This is a genomic window from Flavobacterium pectinovorum, assembly GCF_022802975.1.
Classification (GTDB): Bacteria; Bacteroidota; Bacteroidia; order Flavobacteriales; family Flavobacteriaceae; genus Flavobacterium; species Flavobacterium pectinovorum_B.
On sequence record NZ_JAFEVZ010000003.1, the window covers coordinates 240401 to 261749 of the forward strand.

Consider the following 21349-nt stretch of genomic DNA (forward strand, 5'->3'; position numbering starts at 1 on the left):
ATTAGATAATTTGTAAATGTGTCAATGAGATAATTTATTTGTAAGTTTAAAGTTACAATATTTTTAATTATCTAATTTCCAAATTGTCACATTTTCTAATTATCTAATTGACACATTAACTAATTATTCACACCAGGATTTGTAATACTGCCCATCATCAAGCCCCATTGCTTCTTCCGTAACCATAAGCGGCCTGAAAGTATCCACCATAACAGCTAATTCCTGAGTTTCTTTATGACCAATACTTCGCTCCATAGCTCCCGGTGCCGGACCGTGCGGAATTCCTTTTGGATGTAAAGTAATATGACCCTGCTCAATATTATTACGGCTCATAAAATCGCCATCTACATAATATAGTACTTCGTCAGAATCTATATTACTGTGATTGTAGGGTGCCGGAATGGCTTTTGGGTGATAATCGTAAAGTCTTGGGCAGAAAGAACAAACGACAAAAGTGGCCGTTTCGAAAGTTTGGTGTACCGGCGGCGGTTGGTGAACACGCCCCGTTATAGGTTCAAAGTTGTGAATCGAAAATCCGTATGGGAAATTATAGCCATCCCAACCCACAACGTCAAACGGATGTGTGGCATAAACCACTTCGTGAATCATACCTTCCTTTTTGATTTTAATTAAAAAATCACCTTTTTCATCGTGTGTTTCCAATTCGTTTGGCAAAATAAAATCACGTTCGCAAAATGGAGCATGTTCTAAATGCTGACCTGATTGGTTTTTATAACGCTTTGGAGTGTAGAAAGGAGAATAGGATTCTACATAAAACAATCGGTTTTCTTCTGTTTGCTTCGCCTGTTCGCTATCGCTCGAGTCGAATTCGATTTGGTAAATAATTCCTCTTGGAATAATCAGATAATCTCCATATTCGAAAGGAATGTTTCCAAGCATTGTACGCAGTTTCCCTTTTCCTTTATGAATGAAAAGCATTTCGTCGGCATCGGCATTTTTATAGAAATAATTTCGAAGTGATTGTTTTGGAGCAGCCAGACCAATAATACAATCTTTATTGACCAGCATTGCTTTTCTACTGTCCAAAAAATCGTTTTCAGGTTTTAATTCAAAACCTTTAAAAAGAAGTGACTTTATATTTTTCCCGATTGCAATTTTGGGTTCAACCGAATACGAATTTAAAATTTCTTTAACCTGCGTAGGTCTGTGTACGTGATAGGATAATGATGAATGTCCGTGAAAACCTTCGGTTCCGAACAATTGCTCATAATAAAAACCTCCGTTTGGTTTTTCGAATTGGGTGTGTCTCTTTTGTGGAAAGTTTCCGAGTTTGTGATATAATGGCATGGCTTTTCAATTAGATAATTTGTAAATTAGATAATTCGAAAAATTTGAATTGTGTGAACAGACAATCAGCTCAATTTATAATTGACTAATTATCTCAATTCGGCCGTTTCACTCAGGATTTCTCTTGATTAGGAATTGAAGATACTCTAATAAACCTGTCCATTTTGTTTTCATTACAACAAATATCGTAATTTTTATTGAGTTAAATTACAAATTAAAATAAAAATCCAATATTAAACCAGGTATAACCTTTTGGATTTTCCGGAGACCATGAATACTTTACTTCTATGGGACCAATAATCGTTTCTAAACCATAACCTACCGCATACCCTGAATATTTAGGCATATCAATCCAATCTACGGTGCTAAAAAGATCATCACCAAGATTGGCGTAATTAGCAGAAAAATTAAGGTGATTTTTTCTAAATATTTCATAATCGAAAGTTATACCGGCTTTTATATAACTGTCTCCGGCAATACTCAGGAAATCATAACCATAAAAATAATTGAAATTATTTACTTTATTATAACCATATCCTCCCAGAATATAATCAAAAAAAGGAACACTGTCACTTCCAAATGCAAATCCTGCATCTGACTGGAATTTTATGGTTGCTTTGTTAAAAACCGTTCTGGCAATTCCAATCTCAGCTTTTGCGGTAGAAAAAGGATTGAACTGATGTGTATAATTAGAGGATGCCAAATAGGTCTGAATATCCCCTGAAAAATACCATCCTGTTCTTGGAAAACTTTTATTATCGTAAGAATCATATTTTAAATATCCGAAAACACTCAAATAATTACTCTCATCAATTGTTGAAGCGGTCTCTAATGTTGGCGATTTTATTTTCAAAAACTTATGTTCCAGACCACCTCCCATAAGGAATTTTTGCACAAAAATGGTTTGAAAATAGGCCTGATTAGTAATATCCATAAAGTCAACATTAATCAAATTATCTTCATTTACACCAGATTTGTCGTTAATCGTCTGTGTTATATTCCTGTTAAACTGATTCAGTTTAGAGTTGAAACCAAAACTGATATTAAAACCGTTTTCGACATAATAATTAAAATCGTACCTGAAATTATCACCCAGTATAATGTCCAGAGAAGTATTATCGTTTTTTAAAAATGTTTTTCTGTGGGTCAGGTTTAATAAAACAGCACTTTTGTAAAGTCCGTCATAATGCAGTCCAAGTTTTAAATAAGTATGCGTTGGATTCTCTTTCAACACCAGATTCAAATTATCTTTATTACCAGTTGGCTCAAGCGAATAGGAAATAGCACTAAAATTGTGTGTGGCATCTATATTATTTATTCCCACACGAAGGTCTTCATAAGTTATCGTGCTTCCTGGTTTAAATCTAAGTTTACTTGTTATGTATTCTTTGGTATAATCCTCCAGTTTAGTATTGTTTATTTTTTTTATTTCAAGCGTATCCGAAGCTATTTTTAATTTTGGCTTTTTATAAAGATTTTGTTCGTCTGCCAAAGCTTTTATTTTTTCGTAAACCTCGAAAGCGGCATCTTCACCCCTTCTGATTATTTCTCCGCCTTTATCAAATGAAATAACGCCAAAATCACGAATATCGGGCTTTATATAAACATCAGTATCTGCTCTTTTTCCTTTCATTTTTTCGATAGACTGCAGGTTTGTAATCTGCACCAGAATCCTGGTAGCATTTTTTAGCCCTTTACGACTCAGTAAATCATCCTGTACATCAACTCCAATGATAATATCAGCTCCTAAATCACGAACTTCTTTAATGGGGTAATTATTAACAACTCCTCCGTCGACCAATAATTTTCCGTCTACTTCAACGGGTGAAAATAAGGACGGAAAAGCAGCACTGGCAACCATAGCCTGTGCCAGATTTCCTTTGTTCAGTAATACCTCCTGACCGGTTTCTATATCAGTCCCGATACATAAAAAAGGTGTTGGCAATTGATTAAAATCACGAACGTGGCGTACATTTCTGGTCAGGCTGCTCAATAAATTATAATTGTACATTCCTTTTGAAAGCGCTTCCGGAATTCCAACTCTTAAATTACTAAAAGGCAAGACAATCGCATATAGTTCATCATTTCGTTTACCGTAGAAATTTTTGGAAGCTCTTGGAATATAATCATTAATTAATTCGTCAAAATTTGTTCTTTTAAAAATGGAATCAATTTGTGCTGCGTTATATCCTGTTGCATAAAGCCCCCCGATTACAGCTCCCATACTCGTACCACCAATATAATCGACTTTTATCCCAGCTTCTTCAAGTACTTTTAAAACTCCGATATGAGCAAACCCTTTGGCCCCTCCGCCACTTAAAACCAAACCAATTTTTGGTCTTTTGATACTGTCTTGTTTATTTTCCTGCGAAAAAGATTTTTCCTGACTGAATAATAAAAGTATCAAAAGAGCCGTCTGTACGCCCCAGATGGAAATGGAAAACTGCGAGAGACGAAAAGCTATTTTTTCGTGTAAAAAAAGAGCGACCATAGAAGCTCCTTTTTTTACATTAGAAAAAAAGCTTTTTGACCGAGTATTTGAAATGGACAGCTGGATTAGGCGCATAAAAAAACGTACTAATTGTTTTTGTAAAAGTCGACAATTTTTTTGGCTTTTGACACCCCTATTACATCAGAAATTTCTTTTTCTGTAGCCAATTTCAATCTTTTAACACTTTTAAAATGTTGGATTAACGCCAGCATGGTTTTTTCGCCAATGCCCGGAATACTTTCTACAGACGAATTAAGAGCCGCCTTACTACGCTTGTCACGGTGAAAAGTGATCCCAAAGCGGTGGGCTTCGTTTCGCAATTGCTGGATAACCTTAAGCGTTTCTGACTTTTTATCGAGATACAACGGAATCGAATCGCCGGGATAAAACAGTTCTTCAAGGCGTTTCGCAATTCCGATAATGGCAATTTTACCGCGCAATCCTAATTCATCAATACTTTTCAGGGCTGCCGATAATTGCCCTTTTCCACCATCAATAATAATCAATTGCGGAAGCGGTTCGTTTTCGTCCAGTAATCGTTTGTAACGGCGGTATACGATTTCGGTCATTGAAGCAAAATCATCAGGCCCCACGACGGTTTTTACATTAAAATGACGGTAATCTTTCTTGCTTGGCTTCCCGTCTTTAAAAACCACGCAGGCCGCCACAGGGTTCGTTCCCTGAATATTAGAGTTATCAAAACATTCGATATGGCGCGGCTCTGCAGGCAAACGCAAATCTTTCTGCATTTGTGCCATAATTCGGTTTACATGTCTGTCCGGATCTACAATTTGCAGTTGTTTCAATTGTTCAATTCGATAGAATTTGGCATTTCGAATCGATAAATCTAAAATCTGCTTTTTGTCTCCAAGCTGCGGAACGGTTATTTTAATGTTTTCGCCCAAATTCAGTTCAAAAGGAACAATAATCTCTTTTGATAATAACTGAAAACGTTCACGTAATTCTACAATCGCTAATTCTAATAATTCTTCATCACTTTCATCCAGCTTTTTCTTCATTTCTAAAGTATGTGAACGAATGATCGAACCATGCGAAATCTGCAAAAAGTTGACATAAGCTGCACTTTCATCAGACACAATCGAGAAAACATCAATGTTGGTAATCTTCGGATTAATGATGGTAGATCTGGATTGATAATTTTCTAAAACTTCAATTTTTTCTTTGATTTTCTGCGCTTCTTCAAATTGTAAATGCTGCGCATAAGTGTTCATCAATTTCCTGAAATCCTTTAAACTTTCTTTAAAATTCCCTTTGAGGATTTCACGAATGGCATTAACTTGTCTTTGATATTCTTCCAAAGGTTCTAAGCCTTCACAAGGCCCTTTGCAATTGCCGATATGATATTCCAGACAAACCTTGAATTTTCCCGAATTGATATTGGATTCACTCAAATCATAATTACAGGTTCTCAAAGGATACAATTCTTTGATTAAATCCAGAATCGTATAAACCATTTTGAAATTGGTGTACGGACCAAAATATTCAGAACCGTCTTTTATCATTCTTCGGGTCAAAAATATTCTCGAAAAAGGTTCTTTTTTAATGCAGATCCAAGGGTAACTTTTATCATCCCGAAGCAGCACATTATAACGAGGCTGCAGGGTTTTGATTAGGTTGTTTTCTAACAAAAGTGCATCGGTTTCAGTAGGGACAACAATATGCCTTATGGTAATGATTTTTTTTACCAGTACATTGGTCTTGGCCGTATCGTGAATTTTATTAAAATAAGAAGAAACCCTTTTTTTTAGGTTTTTGGCTTTCCCAACATATAAAATTTTTCCGTCTTTATCGTAATACTGATACACACCTGGATTATCCGGCAGGGTTTGAATTTGAAGTTCTAATGACGGTTTTTGCATTATATTTATTTCTGAAGATATGAAAGAGTCTTGTCAAAAATCATTCCGATTCGCATTGGAAAGCTTAACACTGAAATCTTTTCAAATTTACGAAATCAAAAGAATAATTTCTATATTTAGCTTTTATAATTCGACATGAAAAACAATGCCCCAATGGTTCTTTTTGGCGAATCGATTTTGCCCGGAGAAAACAAAACGATCAACGTAGAAATCGCCAGATTACACACTACAACCAAACTTAATATCCCGATTATTGTTCGAAGGTCTAAAATTGATGGCCCGGTAGTTTTATTTTCAGCCGGAATTCATGGCGATGAAATTAATGGAGTCGAAATTGTACGCCAGATTATCAGCAAAAAAATAAACCGCCCCACAAGAGGAACCATCATCTGCATTCCGATTATCAATATTTATGGTTTTGTCAATAAATCAAGGGAATTTCCTGACGGACGTGACCTGAACCGTGTTTTTCCGGGAAGCAAAAAAGGATCACTGGCAAGCCGATTTGCTTTTCATATTGCAAGCCAGGTTTTACCTATTATTGATTATGCCGTCGATTTTCATGCCGGAGGTGCAAGCCGCTTTAATGCTCCACAAATTCGAATTACAGAGAACAATCCCGAATTAAAACTTCTGGCAGATGTTTTTAATGCTCCGTTTACCTTGTATTCGAAAAACATCAATGGTTCTTTTAGAAATACTTCTGAAAAAGCCAATATCAAAATGTTGCTTTTTGAAGGCGGAAAATCATTAGACATTAATGATCCCGTTGCCAATGAAGGTATAAAAGGCACCAAACGTCTGCTTCATTATTTAAATATGCTCGACCCGAAACATGTTGTTGAAAAAGCTGATTTTCCTTCTATTTATATTAAAAATTCAGTCTGGCTGAGGGCAAAACAATCCGGGTTATTACACGATTATAATATGGTAAGCCGATTTGTCACGAAAGGCACTATTTTAGCCATTATTACAGACCCTTTTGGTAAATTTGAGCAAAAAGTAAAAGCTCCGCATGACGGTTTTGTCATCAATGCCAATCATTCACCAATCGTTTATGAAGGCGATGCTATTTACCATATCTCTAAAAATATTGACAACAATGCCGACGACTAAAAAAGAGCTGCGATTGCATTATAAAAACCTCCGAAAGGTACTTTCTCAGGAAGATATTGAAGAAAAAAGTCTTGAAATAAGTAATTTACTAATTGGACTGCCTATTTGGGACAAAACATATTACCATGTTTTTCTTCCTATTGAAGAGCAAAAAGAAGTAAATACAGAGTTTATTCTGCATCTGCTTTCCGGAAAGGACAAAGAAATCGTGATTTCAAAAAGTGATTTTGAGACCCGGATTATGACTCATTTTTTATTGACGGACAATACCAAAATCAAGAAAAACGAATACAATATTCCGGAACCTGTAAATGGTTTGCCTGTTCCTTCTCAAACTATTGAAGTCGTTTTTGTACCACTTCTGGCTTTTGATATTTTTGGAAATCGTATTGGCTACGGAAAAGGGTTTTATGATAAATTTTTAGCTGAATGTAAACCGGAAACCATCAAAATCGGGCTTTCGTTTTTTGAAGCTGTAGCGCAGATTGATGATGTTTTTGAATCGGATATAAAACTTGATTATTGTGTGACGCCTGAGAAGGTTTATAGGTTTTGAAACTAACACCACTGACGTCACTTCGAGTGTTTTTGGCTCTAAGATTTCTTTTGAAAATAAGTTTTATTAGCCAAAAATGTATCGAGAAGTCTTCGTTTCATAAGGGTTCTCGATACATTTTTTGTTCCGTTTCTCTACTCAAAAAACACTCGAACTGACGACTTCACAATTACAATCAGCGGTTTTTTTAAAATTATTTCACCATAATCCCTTCAACAAACAAAATCGGCACTTCTTCAGTATTATTTTCGTTGATTAAATTGGATTTGAAGATGAATTTCTTGTCGTACAATGTGTTTCCGATAAAGAAAGTTACCATGAATTCGTTGTTTAAAACCAAAAGACTTTTTTCGATCATTTCGATTTTTACAACAGAAACCGCTGGAACCTCAACAAACGCATGACGTAAAATAGACGTTTTTTTCATTTCGCCATCAATTGTCCCAAATGCTTTTGAAACCACCATCACACTGTCTAAATTGAAGTCGCTGTCGTTTACCAGATAAGCGTACCACACTTTTTCCATAAAATCGTCGCTCCATTCCTGAACGGCGGCTAAGAATACGTTTTCAACTTCGGGGATTGTTATGTCTTTTTTCATTTTTTCGTGAACTGTAAAATGTAAAAAGTGATTAGGAAGCAGAACTTCTAACTAATCACTTTTTACTTATAACTTTTTTTTTAAATATTTGCTTTGAATTGCTCTAAGAAGCGAACATCATTTTCGTAAAACATACGGATATCACCTATTTGGTATAAAAGCATTGCAATACGCTCTACTCCCATTCCGAAAGCAAAACCGTTAAATTCATCTGGATTGATATCGCAGTTTTTAAGAACGTTTGGATCAACCATTCCGCAGCCTCCAATTTCCAGCCAGCCGGTTCCTTTTGTGATACGGTAATCGGTTTCGGTTTTTAAACCCCAGTAAATATCAATTTCAGCACTTGGTTCTGTAAACGGAAAGTATGACGGACGAAGACGAATCTTCGATTTTCCGAACATTTCTTTAGTAAAATAAAGCAAGGTCTGTTTCAAATCTGCAAAAGAAACATCTTTGTCAATGTACAACCCTTCTACCTGATGGAAAATACAGTGTGAGCGAGACGAAATTGCTTCGTTACGAAAAACACGTCCCGGAGAAATGGTACGGATTGGCGGTTTGTGATTTTCCATATAACGTACCTGAACAGATGATGTATGCGTACGCAACAGCACATCAGGATTGGTCTGAATGAAAAAGGTATCCTGCATATCACGCGCCGGATGGTATTCCGGTAAATTTAATGCTGTAAAATTATGCCAGTCGTCTTCGATTTCCGGACCTTCGGAAACGTTGAAACCGATGTTGGCAAAAATATCTATAATTTGATTTTTAACAATCGAAATAGGATGACGTGAACCAATGATTACAGGCTCAGGCGAACGCGTTAAGTCTCCAAAAAAGCCTTTTACTTCTTCCTTGCTTTCCAGCTCTTCCTGAATAGCTTTTACCTTTTCTTCTGCAGCAGTTTTTAAAGTATTCATTACTAAACCAAAATCTTTTTTCTGGTCGTTTGGAATATTTTTAAACTCATTAAAAAGTTCTCTTACCAAACCTTTAGTGCCTAAATATTTAACACGGAACTTCTCTAAAGATTCTTTATTTTTATCATTAAAGGCTTTAGCTTCCTCTATATGTTCTTTTATCTTGTCTATCATTTCCATTCTACAATTGAGGGTACAAATTTAAGGAAAAAAGTCAGATATTAGGTGTGAGAAGTCAGAAGTATTTCTAAAGTTCTGTTATATTTTCAGACCAAAATCCAAATCTTCTCTCTAATATCTGTTTTTTAATCAATAAGTTCTCTTTCTAAAAAATAATTCACAATCGCTTCTTTCATCAAAACAGTTTGCTCACCGGCCTTTAACGACGGTAATTCTTCTTTTACTTTATAATGCGGCCAGCCTTCTTCGTCAAAATATTCGAATTCGTAAAAGCCGTAAGGTTCCAGCAATCGGCAAATAGCAATATGCATGAGATTGAGTTTTTCATCTTTTTTAAATTCGCGATGTACTTTCCCGAGTTCCTGAACTCCTATTAGATAAATTATGGAATCCAAGTCTAAGTCTTCACCCTGCGAAAACTGATTGGACAATATATTAACGAGCTTTTCCCAACGCTCTTTTAGTTGTGTATCTCTGGACATTATGATTTGTGATTTGTGATTTTAGACTGCATATTTCAGATTATTTCAAATCTAATTCTGTTTTAAACTCTAAAATTATTGCTGCAAAGATACGGAGTTGAAATTTGAGAACATATCCCTGATAAATTCTTTTATATTTGCGCCTCATTAAAATAACGTTAATTATGAGTTTTTTCGATATGCTTTTAGGGGCACTTTTGGCCTTCAGTTTATACAAGGGCATCAAAAATGGTCTTTTTGTAGAAGTTGCTTCTTTTATTTCTTTACTGTTAGGAATTTATATAGCCATTAAATTCTCTTCTTTTCTAAAAAACATTATTGTAAAATATGTTTCATGGAATCCGAATACGGTTCAGGTTACAGCTTTTATCCTGACTTTTATTTTAGTGGTAATAGGCGTTTATTTCTTAGCCAAAATTTTAACCGGAATAGCTGATTTTGCTTATTTGGGATGGATCAACAAATTGGGTGGAGGCTTTTTCAGAGTTTTGAAAACCGTTTTGATCGTAAGTATTTTTATTTCACTGTTTGAAAAAATAAACTTCAACCAGACTTTTGCTAAAAAACAAACTTTAGATCATTATATTTTTTATAATCCGATTAAAAAAATAGCGGCTTTTGTATATCCTTCGATTGAAAAAGGATATGAAAAATTGAAAAAAGCCAATGCTGAAAAGTCTGCAGAAAAAGAATAGTGCTATAAATACCATTGTCATCCTGAACCGGAGTCAAGGCTTTTTAAATATTAATGAGCTTCGACTCCGCTCAGCCTGACACATCATTAATCCTTACTTTTATTAACCCTGATTAGGCGCCTGAGGAAATAAATTTTTCAGAATAATCAGCATCATTCCAATGACATTCACTGAAGAAGTAGTCAGTAAAGTTATCAGTACATTTTCTGAAAGATTCAGTTCCAACAGATTGTGATTGAAATATAAAATGGAGATAACAGCTGCCAGCCAAAGGAAAATAATAAATGAGAAGATATAAGTAAGATATCTTCTTAGCATTGTATCTTCTAAAAACCTTCCCACTTTTGCATTTCCCAGTCTATCTTCCAGAATTTGGTTTTGAATGCGGGCATTATCAATATCAACAGGTCTGACTGCAGCAGTATTTTCAATAGAAATATTGCTTAAATTGAGTAAAGACATCTTAAGTAGAAATTGGTTTTAAATTATTGTAATGCTCAAAAATATCATCATCAGAAATAACAGCATTCGAATCCTTACGATATACTTTTTGCCACGGTGTTCCTTCAATATGGGTCAGAGCACTTAAATATATCCCGTCAAATCTTCCATAAACGTCCCATATTTTATCTAAAAACTTTTCATCTTCATTTGTGATTTTTTCGTTTTTAGTAGCATTCGGAATTTTTTCAGTGATTTTTTCTTTCTTATACTGTTTGATACTATAATACAATGAAGGGAAAACAGGCCCAAAATCCCAGGCAATCGGGTTTTCATCAATCAACCTTTCTTTTTTATCTGTCAGGGCCAAATACCAGCCATACGCAATATACGTTAGCTTGATTATTTTCATAGGGGTAAGATTTCCTGTTTTGGAATATTTATCTATAAAATAATTCGCAACTGTTGTTGGATTGTAAGACATAATTATAAAAATATATTTTCAAAGTTAATTAAAATTAGGTTGCTTTACAATTATGGGTTCTATTGTTTTGTTAATCAGAAGAGTTATTAAAACAGAATAGAGATACCTAAGTTAGTTATCTCTATTTTATATTACCAGTCTATCCCTATTTTCTGCCCTTTTTTCAATGTGATGTCTTGTTTTTTATCACCGCTTATTAAAGTTGTTTTTCCTCCATTTTTAGAAGAAACTGAAATTTTCGTTAGTACTTTATTACCCCATTCCATTTCAATTTCGAATCCGCCACGTGCACAGATTCCTTTTACAGAACCGTTTTCCCACGCATCAGGTAAAGCCGGCAATAATCTGATTTCGTTTTCGTCAGACTGAACCAGCATTTCTGCAACGGCTGCTGCTCCGCCAAAATTACCGTCAATTTGAAAGGGCGGATGCGCATCGAATAAATTTGGATACGTTCCTCCTCCTCTTCTTGGTTTTTCGGTTTTTTTTCCGTCAGGATCTACGTAACGAAGTAATTCACGGTACATTTTATAGGCTCGGTTTCCGTCCCATAGTCTTGCCCAGAGATTGATTCTCCAGCCTTTTGACCATCCTGTGGTTTCGTCTCCTTTTATTTCCAGCGTTTTTTTTGATGCTTCAGCCAAATCCGGAGTTTTTAAAGGCGTAATATGATTGCCCGGAAACAATCCGAATAATTGTGACTGATGGCGGTGTTTTGGATCTTTATCTTCCCAATCAAAATACCATTCCTGCAAATTGCCTTTTTTACCAATTTGATACGGATGCAAGTTGGCTAAATCCGCTTCTAGATTTTTCACAAAATCGGCATCTACATTTAAAATCTTAGCGGCTTTAATTGTTTTATCGAAACATTCCCGAATCATCGCCAAATCTGCTGTTCCTCCATACATCGTAGCTCCCACAAAACCATCTGCCAGTTTATATTGATTTTCGGGCGAAGTTGATGGGGCTGTAATCAAATTTCCATTTTTATCTTGCATCAACCATTCCATACAAAATTCGGCCGCACCCTTCATCAGCGGATACCCTTCATTTTTTAAATAATTTTGATCTTGCGTAAAAGTATAATGCTCCCAAATATGAGTACTCAGCCATGCTCCTGCCATTGGCCAGCAAGCCCACATCGGATCTTCTTTTCCAAACTGCCCAACAGGATTCGTCATCGCCCAAATGTCTGAGTTATGCCCTGCCGCCCAGCCTTTATCCACTCCATAAAAAGTCTGAGCCGTAACTTTTCCGGTTACCGAAAGATTTTTTATAAAACTTAAAAGCGGTAAATGCATTTCTGAAAGATTGGTATTTTCGGCCAGCCAGTAATTTTCTTCCAAATTGATATTCATGGTATAATTACTGCTCCAGGGCGGATTTAAATGCGGGTTCCAAAGTCCTTGTAAATTTGCAGGAACACCCAAAGTTCTTGAAGCGCTGATTAACAAATAACGCCCAAAATTGAAATATAAAATTTCAAGATTTTTATCTTCTTTTCCATCTGCATAGCGCAATAAACGTTCGTCTGTTGGTAAATCCGGTGCAGTGGTTTTGCCCAAATTTAAAGTTACCCGATTGTAGAATTTCTGGTAATCGGCAATATGTGAACTTTTTAATTTATCGAATGGTTTCGCGAACGCTTTTTTGAGTTTTTCTGATGCAATTGTTTTATCGTTTACACCTTCTGTAGCGGGATTTTTGTCGAAACCATTAAAGCTTGTGGCAATTGAAACGTAAATCACAGCTTCAGTTGCATCCTTCACGCCTAAGGCCGAATTTGAACTTGTGATTGTTCCGTCCGTATTTTTGATTCGCATAAGCGTTGTGAATCGTGTTCCTCTTTCTTTTATTTCAAGATATTTTAGAAGAACGTTATAACCTGCATGTTCATTTATAGGTGCCCTTCCGTTTAGTGACAAAACATTGTTGTTTACCTCAACATTTGATTTTAACAGACTGCTCAAATTAATATCAAAATTTAAAGCTCCTTTTTGGCTGCTGGTCAATTTTATAATCATGATTTGATCCGGTGCTGAAACAAAATATTCTCTTTTAAATTTTACACCGTCAATTTCATAAGTTACTTTTGAAATTGCATTCGAAATATCCAATTCTCTATGATAGTTGACTGCTTTTCCTTTATTGGAATTTGTAATTTCTATTGTTCCTAAAGGCGCATATTTCTCTGAGTTTTTTCCCTGAACTTTTTTATTCAGTTCCTCAGCCAGTTTGTAGTTTTCGTTTTGAAGCGCTTCCCGAATTGCCGGAAGATTTTTATAGGCCTCAGAGTTCATATTGGAATTTACGGGTTCACCTGACCAAAGCGTAATGTCGTTCAGATAAATTTTGTCTGAATTCACTCCTCCAAAAACGGTTGCCCCCATTTTTCCGTTTCCTAAAACGAGGCTTTCTTCAAAATACTCAGCAGGCTGATTGTACCCTAAAACATGACTGGATTGTGCCGTAATGTTTGTGATGTAAAATGTGAGAAGTAAGATGAAAAATATTTTTTTTATGAGTTTTAAATTCATTTATAAGAGTTTTGATTTGAATTATTCAAATATATTGTGCTTTCAGAAGGATTGGATGTTGCAATATAATATGTTTCTGCGGTAATTTACAGTTCAATTCTACCTGTTCCTGAAAACACAGTTGCTGCGTGAGGGATAGAAGCAAACTACCAAAGTAGTGCGGATAGCCCGACCGTACCGAGACAAGAAGGCGTATTTACACAAAGTATATTTGCCTTCTTGTCTCGGTATGGTCACGCCCAAATTATCCGGGTAAAGGTTTGTATGTGAAGTTCCTGAACGTTACCGAACCTTCACCAACCGCTGAAAGACCTAACTTAAGGCTCATAAAGCCACTTAGCGCATTATGATTGAATGAGCTTACCTCCGCAGAGTTTTCGATTTTTAGCCAATCCTTTCCATCGATGCTGTAAAACATATTTACTGTCTGTTCCTTTTTTTCCAGACGTAAAAACAAATGTGTTTTATTGACTCCTTTTATAGTAGGAAACTGCCAAACTCTAAGAATTGCCATGATATTTTCTTTATCGAAAGCGATTCCGGTAAATATTTTAGGATCATAAAAAAGAACCAATCCAGCCGATGCATTACCTTCTATTTCAACTTCTACATCAGTCGTGTATGAATGATCTGATGGCGTGCATAACAAGGGTGAACTTTGACCGATACCCGTTCCTTTTCCTTTGATTTTTATTCCGTTTGCAGAAAATGTGGCTCTTCGGGAATCATATTCATCAAAAAATTGCCATTGCGAATTGAGTTTAGTCCCTGTAAAAGTATCCGAAAGTGTGAAATTACTTTTTATGGATTGCCCTGCCGGTTTTTTAATTTGGTCCTCGGTTTTAATACCTTCTTTCATTTTGTACCAGCCGTCTTTTGTCCATTCTACAGGCTGCAGTAATGTCTGGCGTCCCATGTTGTAATAACCGTTTTCGTAGCCGTGAAAAACCATCCACCAGTTTCCTTTAACATCATCAATTAATGTGGCGTGCCCTTTTGACCACCATTTTTCGGAAGCGCTGTTTGTCCTTATAATTGGATTGTGAGGTGAATTTTCCCAAGGCCCCAAAGGCGATTTTGACCTTGCCGAAATTACCATGTGGCTTGTTGCTGGTCCGGCAGTTCCTCCTTCGGCAGTGGTTAAATAATAGTAGTCACCTCTTTTGAAAATTTTTGGCCCTTCCATACAAAAACATTCAATAGACCATTCAGAAGGGATTTTCCAGCCATCATAAACCTGTTTGCTTTCTCCTGAAACTGCTAAACCGTCTTTTGAAAGCGGAACATAACTTCCGTTACTGAAATACAGGTAACGGTTTCCTTTTTCATCTGTAAAATGTCCGGGATCGATATTTCCAATTTTCAAATCTACAGGATCACTCCAGGGACCGTTTATCGAATCTGCCCAAACGACATAATTGGTTTCATTTGCGGGAAAATAGATGTAAAATTTGTTGTCTAATTTTACTAAATCCGGTGCCCAGACTGAACCAACACTTTTTTTGAGTGCATGCGTAACAGGCTCCCAGTTAATCAAATCTTTTGAGGTCCAGATTAACAATCCGGGATAATAATTGAACGAGGAGTGCACAATATAATAATCTTCGCCATCCCTGATTATGGACGGATCAGGGTAATCGCCTGAGAAAATTGGGTTTTGATAAAACCCTTCTTTTACATTTTGTTTTTGCTGCTGTGCATTAAGTACCAGCGAGATAAAACTTATAAATATAAAAATTACTTTTTTCATGATTCTATTTTTATTTGCTTATACTATACTTTTCATTTGCCGTAATCATTTCCCAATTGTCAGTTCTAAAAGGCGATGCGGGAAGTTTTTCTTTATTGAAAAGATTGATTTCTGTATCGTCATCTGCCCATCCGTAACGAACGGCAACCGGATTTGAAACCTGATCGGCGGAAACGATAATTTTGTTGTCTTTGATTATTGCTTTCGCAGAATAAAAAACCTTATCAGCACCAGCGATTTCGAATCCTTTTAACGTTGTGTTATTTGGTGTTGATAATCCACTTCCAATATTGTTGAAAGTCAAAATGATTTGATTTTCTTTTATTTTCTGAGATTTATACGTTGGCCCGCTAAAAATTTGTTTTTTGCCGTACACACTATTTAAGGCAATGGCTGCCAAACGAAGTCCAACGTCTTGCTTGTTGGTTGGGTGAATGTCTTTTGCGTTGCCAATATCTGTAGTTACGGCCATTCCGGTATTGGGTACTTTTAAAGTTTCGAATTGTGCTTCACGAAGTTCTGCCCAACGGCTTCCTTTTTTACTATTGCCTCCAAATTCATCGAAAGTGGACAACTGAACGAAATAGAAAGGAAAATTACCCTGGTTAAATTTTGTCCTCCAGTCCTGAATCAGCAACGGAAATGCTATTTTGTACTGATTCGCTCTCCAGACATTGGCTTCTCCCTGATACCACAAAACACCCTGAATCGCAAACGGAACCAGCGGATTTACCATTGCATTGTACAATAATGACGGATAACTGTTTGGCGAAACGGATATTTTTACCTGAACGACATTAAATTTCCAAAGTCCTTCGAGTGCTAGGTTATGGTTTTTAAACTCAATTTTTAAATCGGAAGGATCACCATAAATTCCGCCACCGCCACTGTAATCTGTAATTCTGACTGCGATTACGTTTCTTCCTTCTTTTAAAATATTTGCCGGAATTTTATAAATTCTTTTCTTATCCCAAAGATTATTGGTTCCTATTTCGACTCCGTTTACATAAGTTTTGTCTTCATCATCAACTTTTGCCAGATGCAAAATGGCTTCGCTTTTGGCTTGTTCAGCAGTTAAAATAATCGTTTTACGCATCCAGACAATTCCGTCAATATTCCCTATTTGCTGATTTTCCCAAAGTGAGGGAACTTTTATTTCGGGCCAGTTTTTATCATTAAATTCAAATGTTTTAAACTGGTCTTCGTTAGCCAGTGTTACATCAAAACCCTGAATTTTCCTGATGTTTTCTAAAAGTGATTTTTTATAATTTTCGAAAATTTCATCCATATCTACAGTTGGAACTTCGGCAATCATAGTTTTAAACTCATCACTTTTTTCAAATGCCTGATGACTTGTCCAGGTTTCTACATTAGTTCCGCCCCATGATGTGTTAATAATTCCGATTGGGATTTTTAATTCGGCATATAGTTTTTTCGCAAAAAAGAAACCTGCCGCTGTAAAATCACGAATGTTTTCTTTGTTGGAAGCAGCCCATTTTCCCGCTTTTAAATCTTCTTTTGGCGTTCCGCTTAAATCCTGTGCCACACCAAACTGACGGATCATCGGATAATCAGCCTGATTCTTTTGAGTTTCAAAATCAGGCAATTTATACATCTGAAATTCCATGTTGGATTGTCCGCTGCAGATCCATACTTCGCCCACCAAAACATCTTTGATACTAATTTTGTTTTTTCCGATAATCGATAATTCGAAAGGACCTCCGGCTTTTTCGGGAGCTAATTTTACCATCCATTTTCCGTTTTTATCTGCCAGAATGGTTTTAGTTTGTTTGTTAAAATGAATGGTAACTTTTTCATTGGCATCAGCCCAGCCCCAAACCGGAATTTCCTTATTGCGCTGCAACACCATTCCGTCAGAAAACAATAACGGCATTTTGACATTAGCACGAGATAAAGCACTTATTATCAAAAAAATAAAAACAATATGTTTTTTCATTTCATTTTAATTTAAACATTAAAAACATATAAGTGATATAAGTTTTTTTAAGTTCTTATTTTGATTTAACTTAATTTTACTTATACCACTTATATGATTTAATAAGCATTATAATTACAGTAATCCTTCTTTTAAAGCATTTAAAGCCTGAGTATCAAAAACGGTATTATCGCTTCTTTTGAAAATTCCGAAACCATCATTTGCAAGGCTTCCTTCATCCCAATAAAATGGTAATAAACCATTTGCTTTTGCTTGTTTGACAACTGTTTTTAAATAATAGGCTCTTGAATTTAAATGTAATGTCAAGGCATCACCTGTTAAAGTTGTTCTGCGGATGGCGCCAAACTCACCCAATAAAACCGGTATTCCTTTATCTACAAACTGAGTTTTCATCAATTTGAAGTTTTTTTCCAAATCTGCTTCTTCGCCATAAGTTGCATTTCTTCCGGTATCTGTTGTAGAGTGGAAGCCTGTTCCCCAATAATAGAACATTTTCCCCCAGGATTCATCTTTGGTTAAACCTCCAAAATTCCACGGAGAATAATAATGAACCTCAACCATCATACGACTCGTTGCTGTATCTGTAGGTAAAGTAGTCATCAATCTATTGGTTTTTTCTATATCGGTTACAGGACCTTGAATCACCAGGGTGCGATAAGCATTTTTGCCTCCTGTAGAACGCACAGCATCAATAAAAGTTTGATGATACGAATTTAGAACCGCCATTTGTACAGCATCTTCAGCAGCCGGTTCATTGGTACCTGCAAAGAGTAAATGTTCGTCAAAACCTCTTAAATGCGTGGCTATCTGTTCCCAAAACGCTTTTTGTTTAGCATTGTTTTCTACTTTCTTGGCTTCGGTAATATTATTTTCCAGCCAACCACCGTCCCAGTGAATGTTAACTACAACATACATATCATTGTCTACACAATACTGTACGACTTCTTTTACTCTGTTAAGCCAATCGGTTTTAATTTTAGCTGTTGCAGAATTTTCTAAATACTGATTCCAGGAGCATGGAATTCGAATCGCATTAAACCCATTTGCTTTTACAGCATCAATTAATGCTTTTGAAACTTTTGGATTTCCCCAAGCCGTTTCTGAACCTGTTGCTTCAAGAGTATTTCCAATATTCCAGCCCAGTTTTATTTTAGCAGCCAGTTGTACTGCAGTATTGCTCATGCCTGTGGCATCTGCCGCAATTGGATTAGTATTATAACTCGGATATAAACTTGCCTTTCCTGTTTGAGTAACCGTTATTTTTACCGAAGCTACATCGCTGGAGCTAATCGTAACAGCTGCAGTTCTTGTTACAGAACTGGTGTTTTCTAAAACTGAAATCGTAACTGTTGTTCTGCCCGACACACCTGTTCCGGGAGTAAATTTTATCCAGGTTGCATCTGATGCACTTACTGACCAAGCCGTAGTGTTTGTTGTCACAATTACATTTGCACTATTGGCTTTACTGTCAAGATCAACTTTATTAACATCGACAGTAAGTGTTTTTACAATAGGATCTGTCCCTTTTTCTGGAGTTTCCTTGTCTGAACTGCATGCCCAGATACTTATACAGGATAAACACAATAAGGCGCTTAATAAGTATCCTTTTATTATTTGTTTCATTTTATTTGGTTGTTATAGTTAATAAAGTGGTTTTTGCTGTTATTTTAAAAATCATAAAGTTTTAATTCAGTAAAATATATTTATCGGATATATATTACTACTTCTTTTTGGATATCTCTTGAAGAATTTCCAAGTTTCAGTGTGTATTTTCCCGGCTCCAGTGTCCATTTTTTTGAAGCTGCATCATAATAGGTCAATTCATGAACATCAAGTAAAATATTTATTGTATTTGTACCACCCGCTTTTACCTCTGTTTTTTGGAAACCTTTTAATTCCTGCGCAGCACGCTGAACTTTTGAGTCAGGTTTAGACACATACAATTGTACCACTTCTTTTCCATCCACTTTTCCAGTGTTTTTAACATCAACAGAAACCATAATCTTATCTATTAAGTTATAAGAAGTTTTATCTGTTTTTGCATTATCCAAAGCAAAAGTGGTATATGATAATCCGTATCCAAAAGGGTATGAAGGTTCTATTTTTTTAGTATCAAACCAGCGATACCCTACCAAAATCCCTTCTTTGTATTTAACTACTTTATCCCCTGGAAAACTCTTGGTTGCATGAGCCGGCGAATCCATTAATTTTTTAGGCATTGTCCAAGGTAATTTTCCGGATGGATTTACTTTCCCTAACAACACATCTGCCAAAGCGTTTCCTCCCTCAGAACCATTAAACCAGCTCCAAACTAAGGCATTTGTTTTTTTGCTGATTTCTTCTATTTCAAAAGGAGCTCCGGCAACCATAACCACAATGGTATTTGGATTAACCTCTAAAACTTTTTTGATTAATTCTTCCTGTCCAAATGGCAGCTTTAAATCTCTGCGGTCTGAAGCTTCTGTTTCGTAATCACGATTTGAACCTGCAAAAACTACGGCTACATCTGAATTTTTAGCAGCGTCTATTGCCTCTTGTAATTTTGCAGGATCTAACTGATCTATTGTTACCGGACCTGTTGAAGTGATGTTTCCTAAGTTTCCTTTATTTTTTTCTTCGTAACGTTCTAAATATCCTTCGGCATAATTAATTTTTACAGATGATGGCAGTCTGTTTTGTAAACCTTCCAATGGAGTAATTTCTCTTTTGGTTTTTACTCCTGCACCAAATCCGCCCAAAGCATTTTTCTTCTTTGCATTGTTTCCGATTACAGCAATTGATTTAACTCCTTCCAATTTTAATGGCAATGCATTTTTTTCATTCTTTAATAATACTATTGCCTCTGCTGCAATATTATAAGCATCCTGATAATGTGCTTCGGTTGCTATGCTTCCCTTTGCACGCTCTCCGCCTCCCATTGCTTTTACCTGAAATAAGGTTTGTAAAATACGTTTTACATGCAGGTTAATTTCTGTTTCTGAAACTTCTCCTGATTTTACTGCAGCAATTAATTTATCGGCAAGGAAAAATTCGTTGAATGGTTTTGGCGTACCCATTTCAATATCCAAACCATTTTTTAGAGATTTAGCTGTTGAATGTACCGCAGCCCAGTCTGAAACTACAATTCCTTTGAATCCAAAGTCATCACGAAGGACTTTATTGAGCATATAATCATTCTCACACAAATATTCTCCTCTGAATTTATTGTAGGCCCCCATTACACTGTAAGCTCTGGCTTCGTTAACAGATGCTTTAAAAGCCGGAAGATAGATTTCGCGTAGCGTACGTTCATCAATTTGTACATCTACAAAATCACGATTCGTCTCCTGATTATTAGCCGCAAAGTGCTTAACACAAGCCATAACATCTTTGTCTTGTAAACCAACAATTAAAGGAACCGCAATTTTTTTATTCAAAAACGGATCTTCAGACATGTATTCATACGTTCTTCCGCCAAGTGGTGTCCTTACGATATTGATTGCCGGCGAAAGTAACATGTCTTTGTCTCTGGCACGTAATTCTTCTCCTAAACTAGCTCCAAATACATACGCCATATCATCGTTCCAGGTTGCAGCCAAAGCACCTCCTGCCGGATAATAGGTCGCAAAATCATTAGTCCATCCGGCCGGAGCCCAATTGTCACGGGAAATTTCTTCACGAACTCCCAATGGACCATCAGCCATTTTTAATTCCGGAATTCCTAAACGTTTTACACCTGCATTAGCAAACATACTGTTCCCGTGAAGCATTCCTATTTTTTCCTCAAGTGTCATTTGCGAAATTAACTGATCTATTTCGGCATCATGATCATTTTTCATATCTTTCCCCAGGTATGTATTTTGTGCCACTTTTGATTTGTTTTCCTGAGCATTACTATCTATCAGCCCAAAAACTGAAACTGCTACAGCAAGATATTTGATTGTATTTTTCATTACCTGATTT

At 36.1% G+C, this 21349-nt stretch carries 16 protein-coding genes; 3 read left to right on the plus strand and 13 right to left on the minus strand.

Going from position 1 to position 21349, the window contains the following annotated elements; all coding sequences use genetic code 11:
* Window positions 1-123: 123 nt before the first annotated feature.
* The 3 genes from FLV_RS06030 to uvrC form a co-directional block, all read right to left on the minus strand.
* Window positions 124-1308: a homogentisate 1,2-dioxygenase gene (locus FLV_RS06030; RefSeq protein ID WP_243231894.1), complete on the minus strand. Its 1185-nt coding sequence runs from the start codon at window positions 1306-1308 to the stop codon at window positions 124-126.
* A 214-nt stretch (window positions 1309-1522) separates the two neighbouring features.
* Window positions 1523-3799, minus strand: a complete 2277-nt coding sequence (locus tag FLV_RS06035; RefSeq protein WP_243231896.1) for a patatin-like phospholipase family protein — start codon at window positions 3797-3799, stop codon at window positions 1523-1525.
* Window positions 3800-3885: 86 nt separating this feature from the next.
* Window positions 3886-5679 (minus strand): excinuclease ABC subunit UvrC, encoded by a 1794-nt coding sequence (gene uvrC, locus FLV_RS06040; RefSeq protein WP_243231897.1) that lies wholly within the window; start codon window positions 5677-5679, stop codon window positions 3886-3888.
* Between the two features lie 135 nt (window positions 5680-5814).
* Between uvrC and FLV_RS06045 the strand changes: the two genes are divergently transcribed.
* Window positions 5815-6795, plus strand: a complete 981-nt coding sequence (locus FLV_RS06045) for a succinylglutamate desuccinylase/aspartoacylase family protein (RefSeq protein ID WP_243231898.1) — start codon at window positions 5815-5817, stop codon at window positions 6793-6795.
* The gene (locus FLV_RS06050; protein WP_243231899.1) at window positions 6782-7351 is read left to right on the plus strand and encodes a 5-formyltetrahydrofolate cyclo-ligase; all 570 of its coding nucleotides are present in this window, start codon (window positions 6782-6784) and stop codon (window positions 7349-7351) included. The genes FLV_RS06045 and FLV_RS06050 overlap by 14 nt, the downstream gene beginning before the upstream one ends.
* 193 nt (window positions 7352-7544) lie before the next feature.
* Here the strand turns inward: FLV_RS06050 and FLV_RS06055 are convergent, their stop codons facing one another.
* The 3 genes from FLV_RS06055 to FLV_RS06065 all read right to left on the minus strand — a co-directional run bounded on the left by FLV_RS06055 (window position 7545) and on the right by FLV_RS06065 (window position 9540).
* Window positions 7545-7952, minus strand: a complete 408-nt coding sequence (locus FLV_RS06055; RefSeq protein WP_243231900.1) for a hypothetical protein — start codon at window positions 7950-7952, stop codon at window positions 7545-7547.
* 80 nt (window positions 7953-8032) lie between these two features.
* A complete protein-coding gene (gene pheS, locus FLV_RS06060) occupies window positions 8033-9052 on the minus strand; it encodes a phenylalanine--tRNA ligase subunit alpha (protein WP_243231902.1) in 1020 nt (339 codons plus the stop codon).
* Window positions 9053-9183: 131 nt separating this feature from the next.
* A complete protein-coding gene (locus FLV_RS06065; protein WP_243231904.1) occupies window positions 9184-9540 on the minus strand; it encodes a hypothetical protein in 357 nt (118 codons plus the stop codon).
* Window positions 9541-9704: 164 nt separating this feature from the next.
* Between FLV_RS06065 and FLV_RS06070 the strand changes: the two genes are divergently transcribed.
* On the plus strand, window positions 9705-10235 hold the full coding sequence (locus tag FLV_RS06070) for a CvpA family protein (protein ID WP_078229056.1): 531 nt from the start codon (window positions 9705-9707) through the stop codon (window positions 10233-10235).
* A gap of 102 nt (window positions 10236-10337) precedes the next feature.
* Here FLV_RS06070 and FLV_RS06075 read toward each other — a convergent pair whose 3' ends face one another.
* From FLV_RS06075 to FLV_RS06105, 7 genes are all read right to left on the minus strand, one after another.
* A complete protein-coding gene (locus FLV_RS06075) occupies window positions 10338-10697 on the minus strand; it encodes a hypothetical protein (RefSeq protein ID WP_031455056.1) in 360 nt (119 codons plus the stop codon).
* A gap of 1 nt (window position 10698) precedes the next feature.
* Window positions 10699-11160: a Panacea domain-containing protein gene (locus FLV_RS06080; RefSeq protein ID WP_031455055.1), complete on the minus strand. Its 462-nt coding sequence runs from the start codon at window positions 11158-11160 to the stop codon at window positions 10699-10701.
* Window positions 11161-11291: 131 nt separating this feature from the next.
* Window positions 11292-13700 (minus strand): glycosyl hydrolase family 95 catalytic domain-containing protein, encoded by a 2409-nt coding sequence (locus tag FLV_RS06085; RefSeq protein WP_243231905.1) that lies wholly within the window; start codon window positions 13698-13700, stop codon window positions 11292-11294.
* A gap of 244 nt (window positions 13701-13944) precedes the next feature.
* Window positions 13945-15450, minus strand: coding sequence for a family 43 glycosylhydrolase (locus tag FLV_RS06090; RefSeq protein ID WP_243231907.1), 1506 nt, complete (start codon window positions 15448-15450; stop codon window positions 13945-13947).
* 10 nt (window positions 15451-15460) lie between these two features.
* Window positions 15461-17407 carry a sialate O-acetylesterase gene (locus tag FLV_RS06095; protein ID WP_243231909.1) on the minus strand — a complete coding sequence of 649 codons (1947 nt, stop codon included), beginning with the start codon at window positions 17405-17407 and terminating at the stop codon, window positions 15461-15463.
* A 114-nt stretch (window positions 17408-17521) separates the two neighbouring features.
* The gene (locus FLV_RS06100) at window positions 17522-19030 is read right to left on the minus strand and encodes a cellulase family glycosylhydrolase (RefSeq protein ID WP_243231910.1); all 1509 of its coding nucleotides are present in this window, start codon (window positions 19028-19030) and stop codon (window positions 17522-17524) included.
* Window positions 19031-19110: 80 nt separating this feature from the next.
* The gene (locus FLV_RS06105; protein WP_243231912.1) at window positions 19111-21339 is read right to left on the minus strand and encodes a glycoside hydrolase family 3 C-terminal domain-containing protein; all 2229 of its coding nucleotides are present in this window, start codon (window positions 21337-21339) and stop codon (window positions 19111-19113) included.
* Window positions 21340-21349: the final 10 nt, after the last annotated feature.

Coding starts and splice junctions, on each gene's coding strand:
- FLV_RS06080 (WP_031455055.1), bottom strand. CDS start 11,160: ATGTCTTACAATCCAACAACAGTTGCGAATTATTTTATAGATAAATAT.
- FLV_RS06075 (WP_031455056.1), bottom strand. CDS start 10,697: ATGTCTTTACTCAATTTAAGCAATATTTCTATTGAAAATACTGCTGCA.
- FLV_RS06090 (WP_243231907.1), bottom strand. CDS start 15,450: ATGAAAAAAGTAATTTTTATATTTATAAGTTTTATCTCGCTGGTACTT.
- FLV_RS06085 (WP_243231905.1), bottom strand. CDS start 13,700: ATGAATTTAAAACTCATAAAAAAAATATTTTTCATCTTACTTCTCACA.
- FLV_RS06095 (WP_243231909.1), bottom strand. CDS start 17,407: ATGAAAAAACATATTGTTTTTATTTTTTTGATAATAAGTGCTTTATCT.
- FLV_RS06055 (WP_243231900.1), bottom strand. CDS start 7,952: ATGAAAAAAGACATAACAATCCCCGAAGTTGAAAACGTATTCTTAGCC.
- FLV_RS06065 (WP_243231904.1), bottom strand. CDS start 9,540: ATGTCCAGAGATACACAACTAAAAGAGCGTTGGGAAAAGCTCGTTAAT.
- FLV_RS06070 (WP_078229056.1), top strand. CDS start 9,705: ATGAGTTTTTTCGATATGCTTTTAGGGGCACTTTTGGCCTTCAGTTTA.
- FLV_RS06030 (WP_243231894.1), bottom strand. CDS start 1,308: ATGCCATTATATCACAAACTCGGAAACTTTCCACAAAAGAGACACACC.
- FLV_RS06105 (WP_243231912.1), bottom strand. CDS start 21,339: ATGAAAAATACAATCAAATATCTTGCTGTAGCAGTTTCAGTTTTTGGG.
- uvrC (WP_243231897.1), bottom strand. CDS start 5,679: ATGCAAAAACCGTCATTAGAACTTCAAATTCAAACCCTGCCGGATAAT.
- FLV_RS06050 (WP_243231899.1), top strand. CDS start 6,782: ATGCCGACGACTAAAAAAGAGCTGCGATTGCATTATAAAAACCTCCGA.
- pheS (WP_243231902.1), bottom strand. CDS start 9,052: ATGATAGACAAGATAAAAGAACATATAGAGGAAGCTAAAGCCTTTAAT.
- FLV_RS06100 (WP_243231910.1), bottom strand. CDS start 19,030: ATGAAACAAATAATAAAAGGATACTTATTAAGCGCCTTATTGTGTTTA.
- FLV_RS06035 (WP_243231896.1), bottom strand. CDS start 3,799: ATGGTCGCTCTTTTTTTACACGAAAAAATAGCTTTTCGTCTCTCGCAG.
- FLV_RS06045 (WP_243231898.1), top strand. CDS start 5,815: ATGAAAAACAATGCCCCAATGGTTCTTTTTGGCGAATCGATTTTGCCC.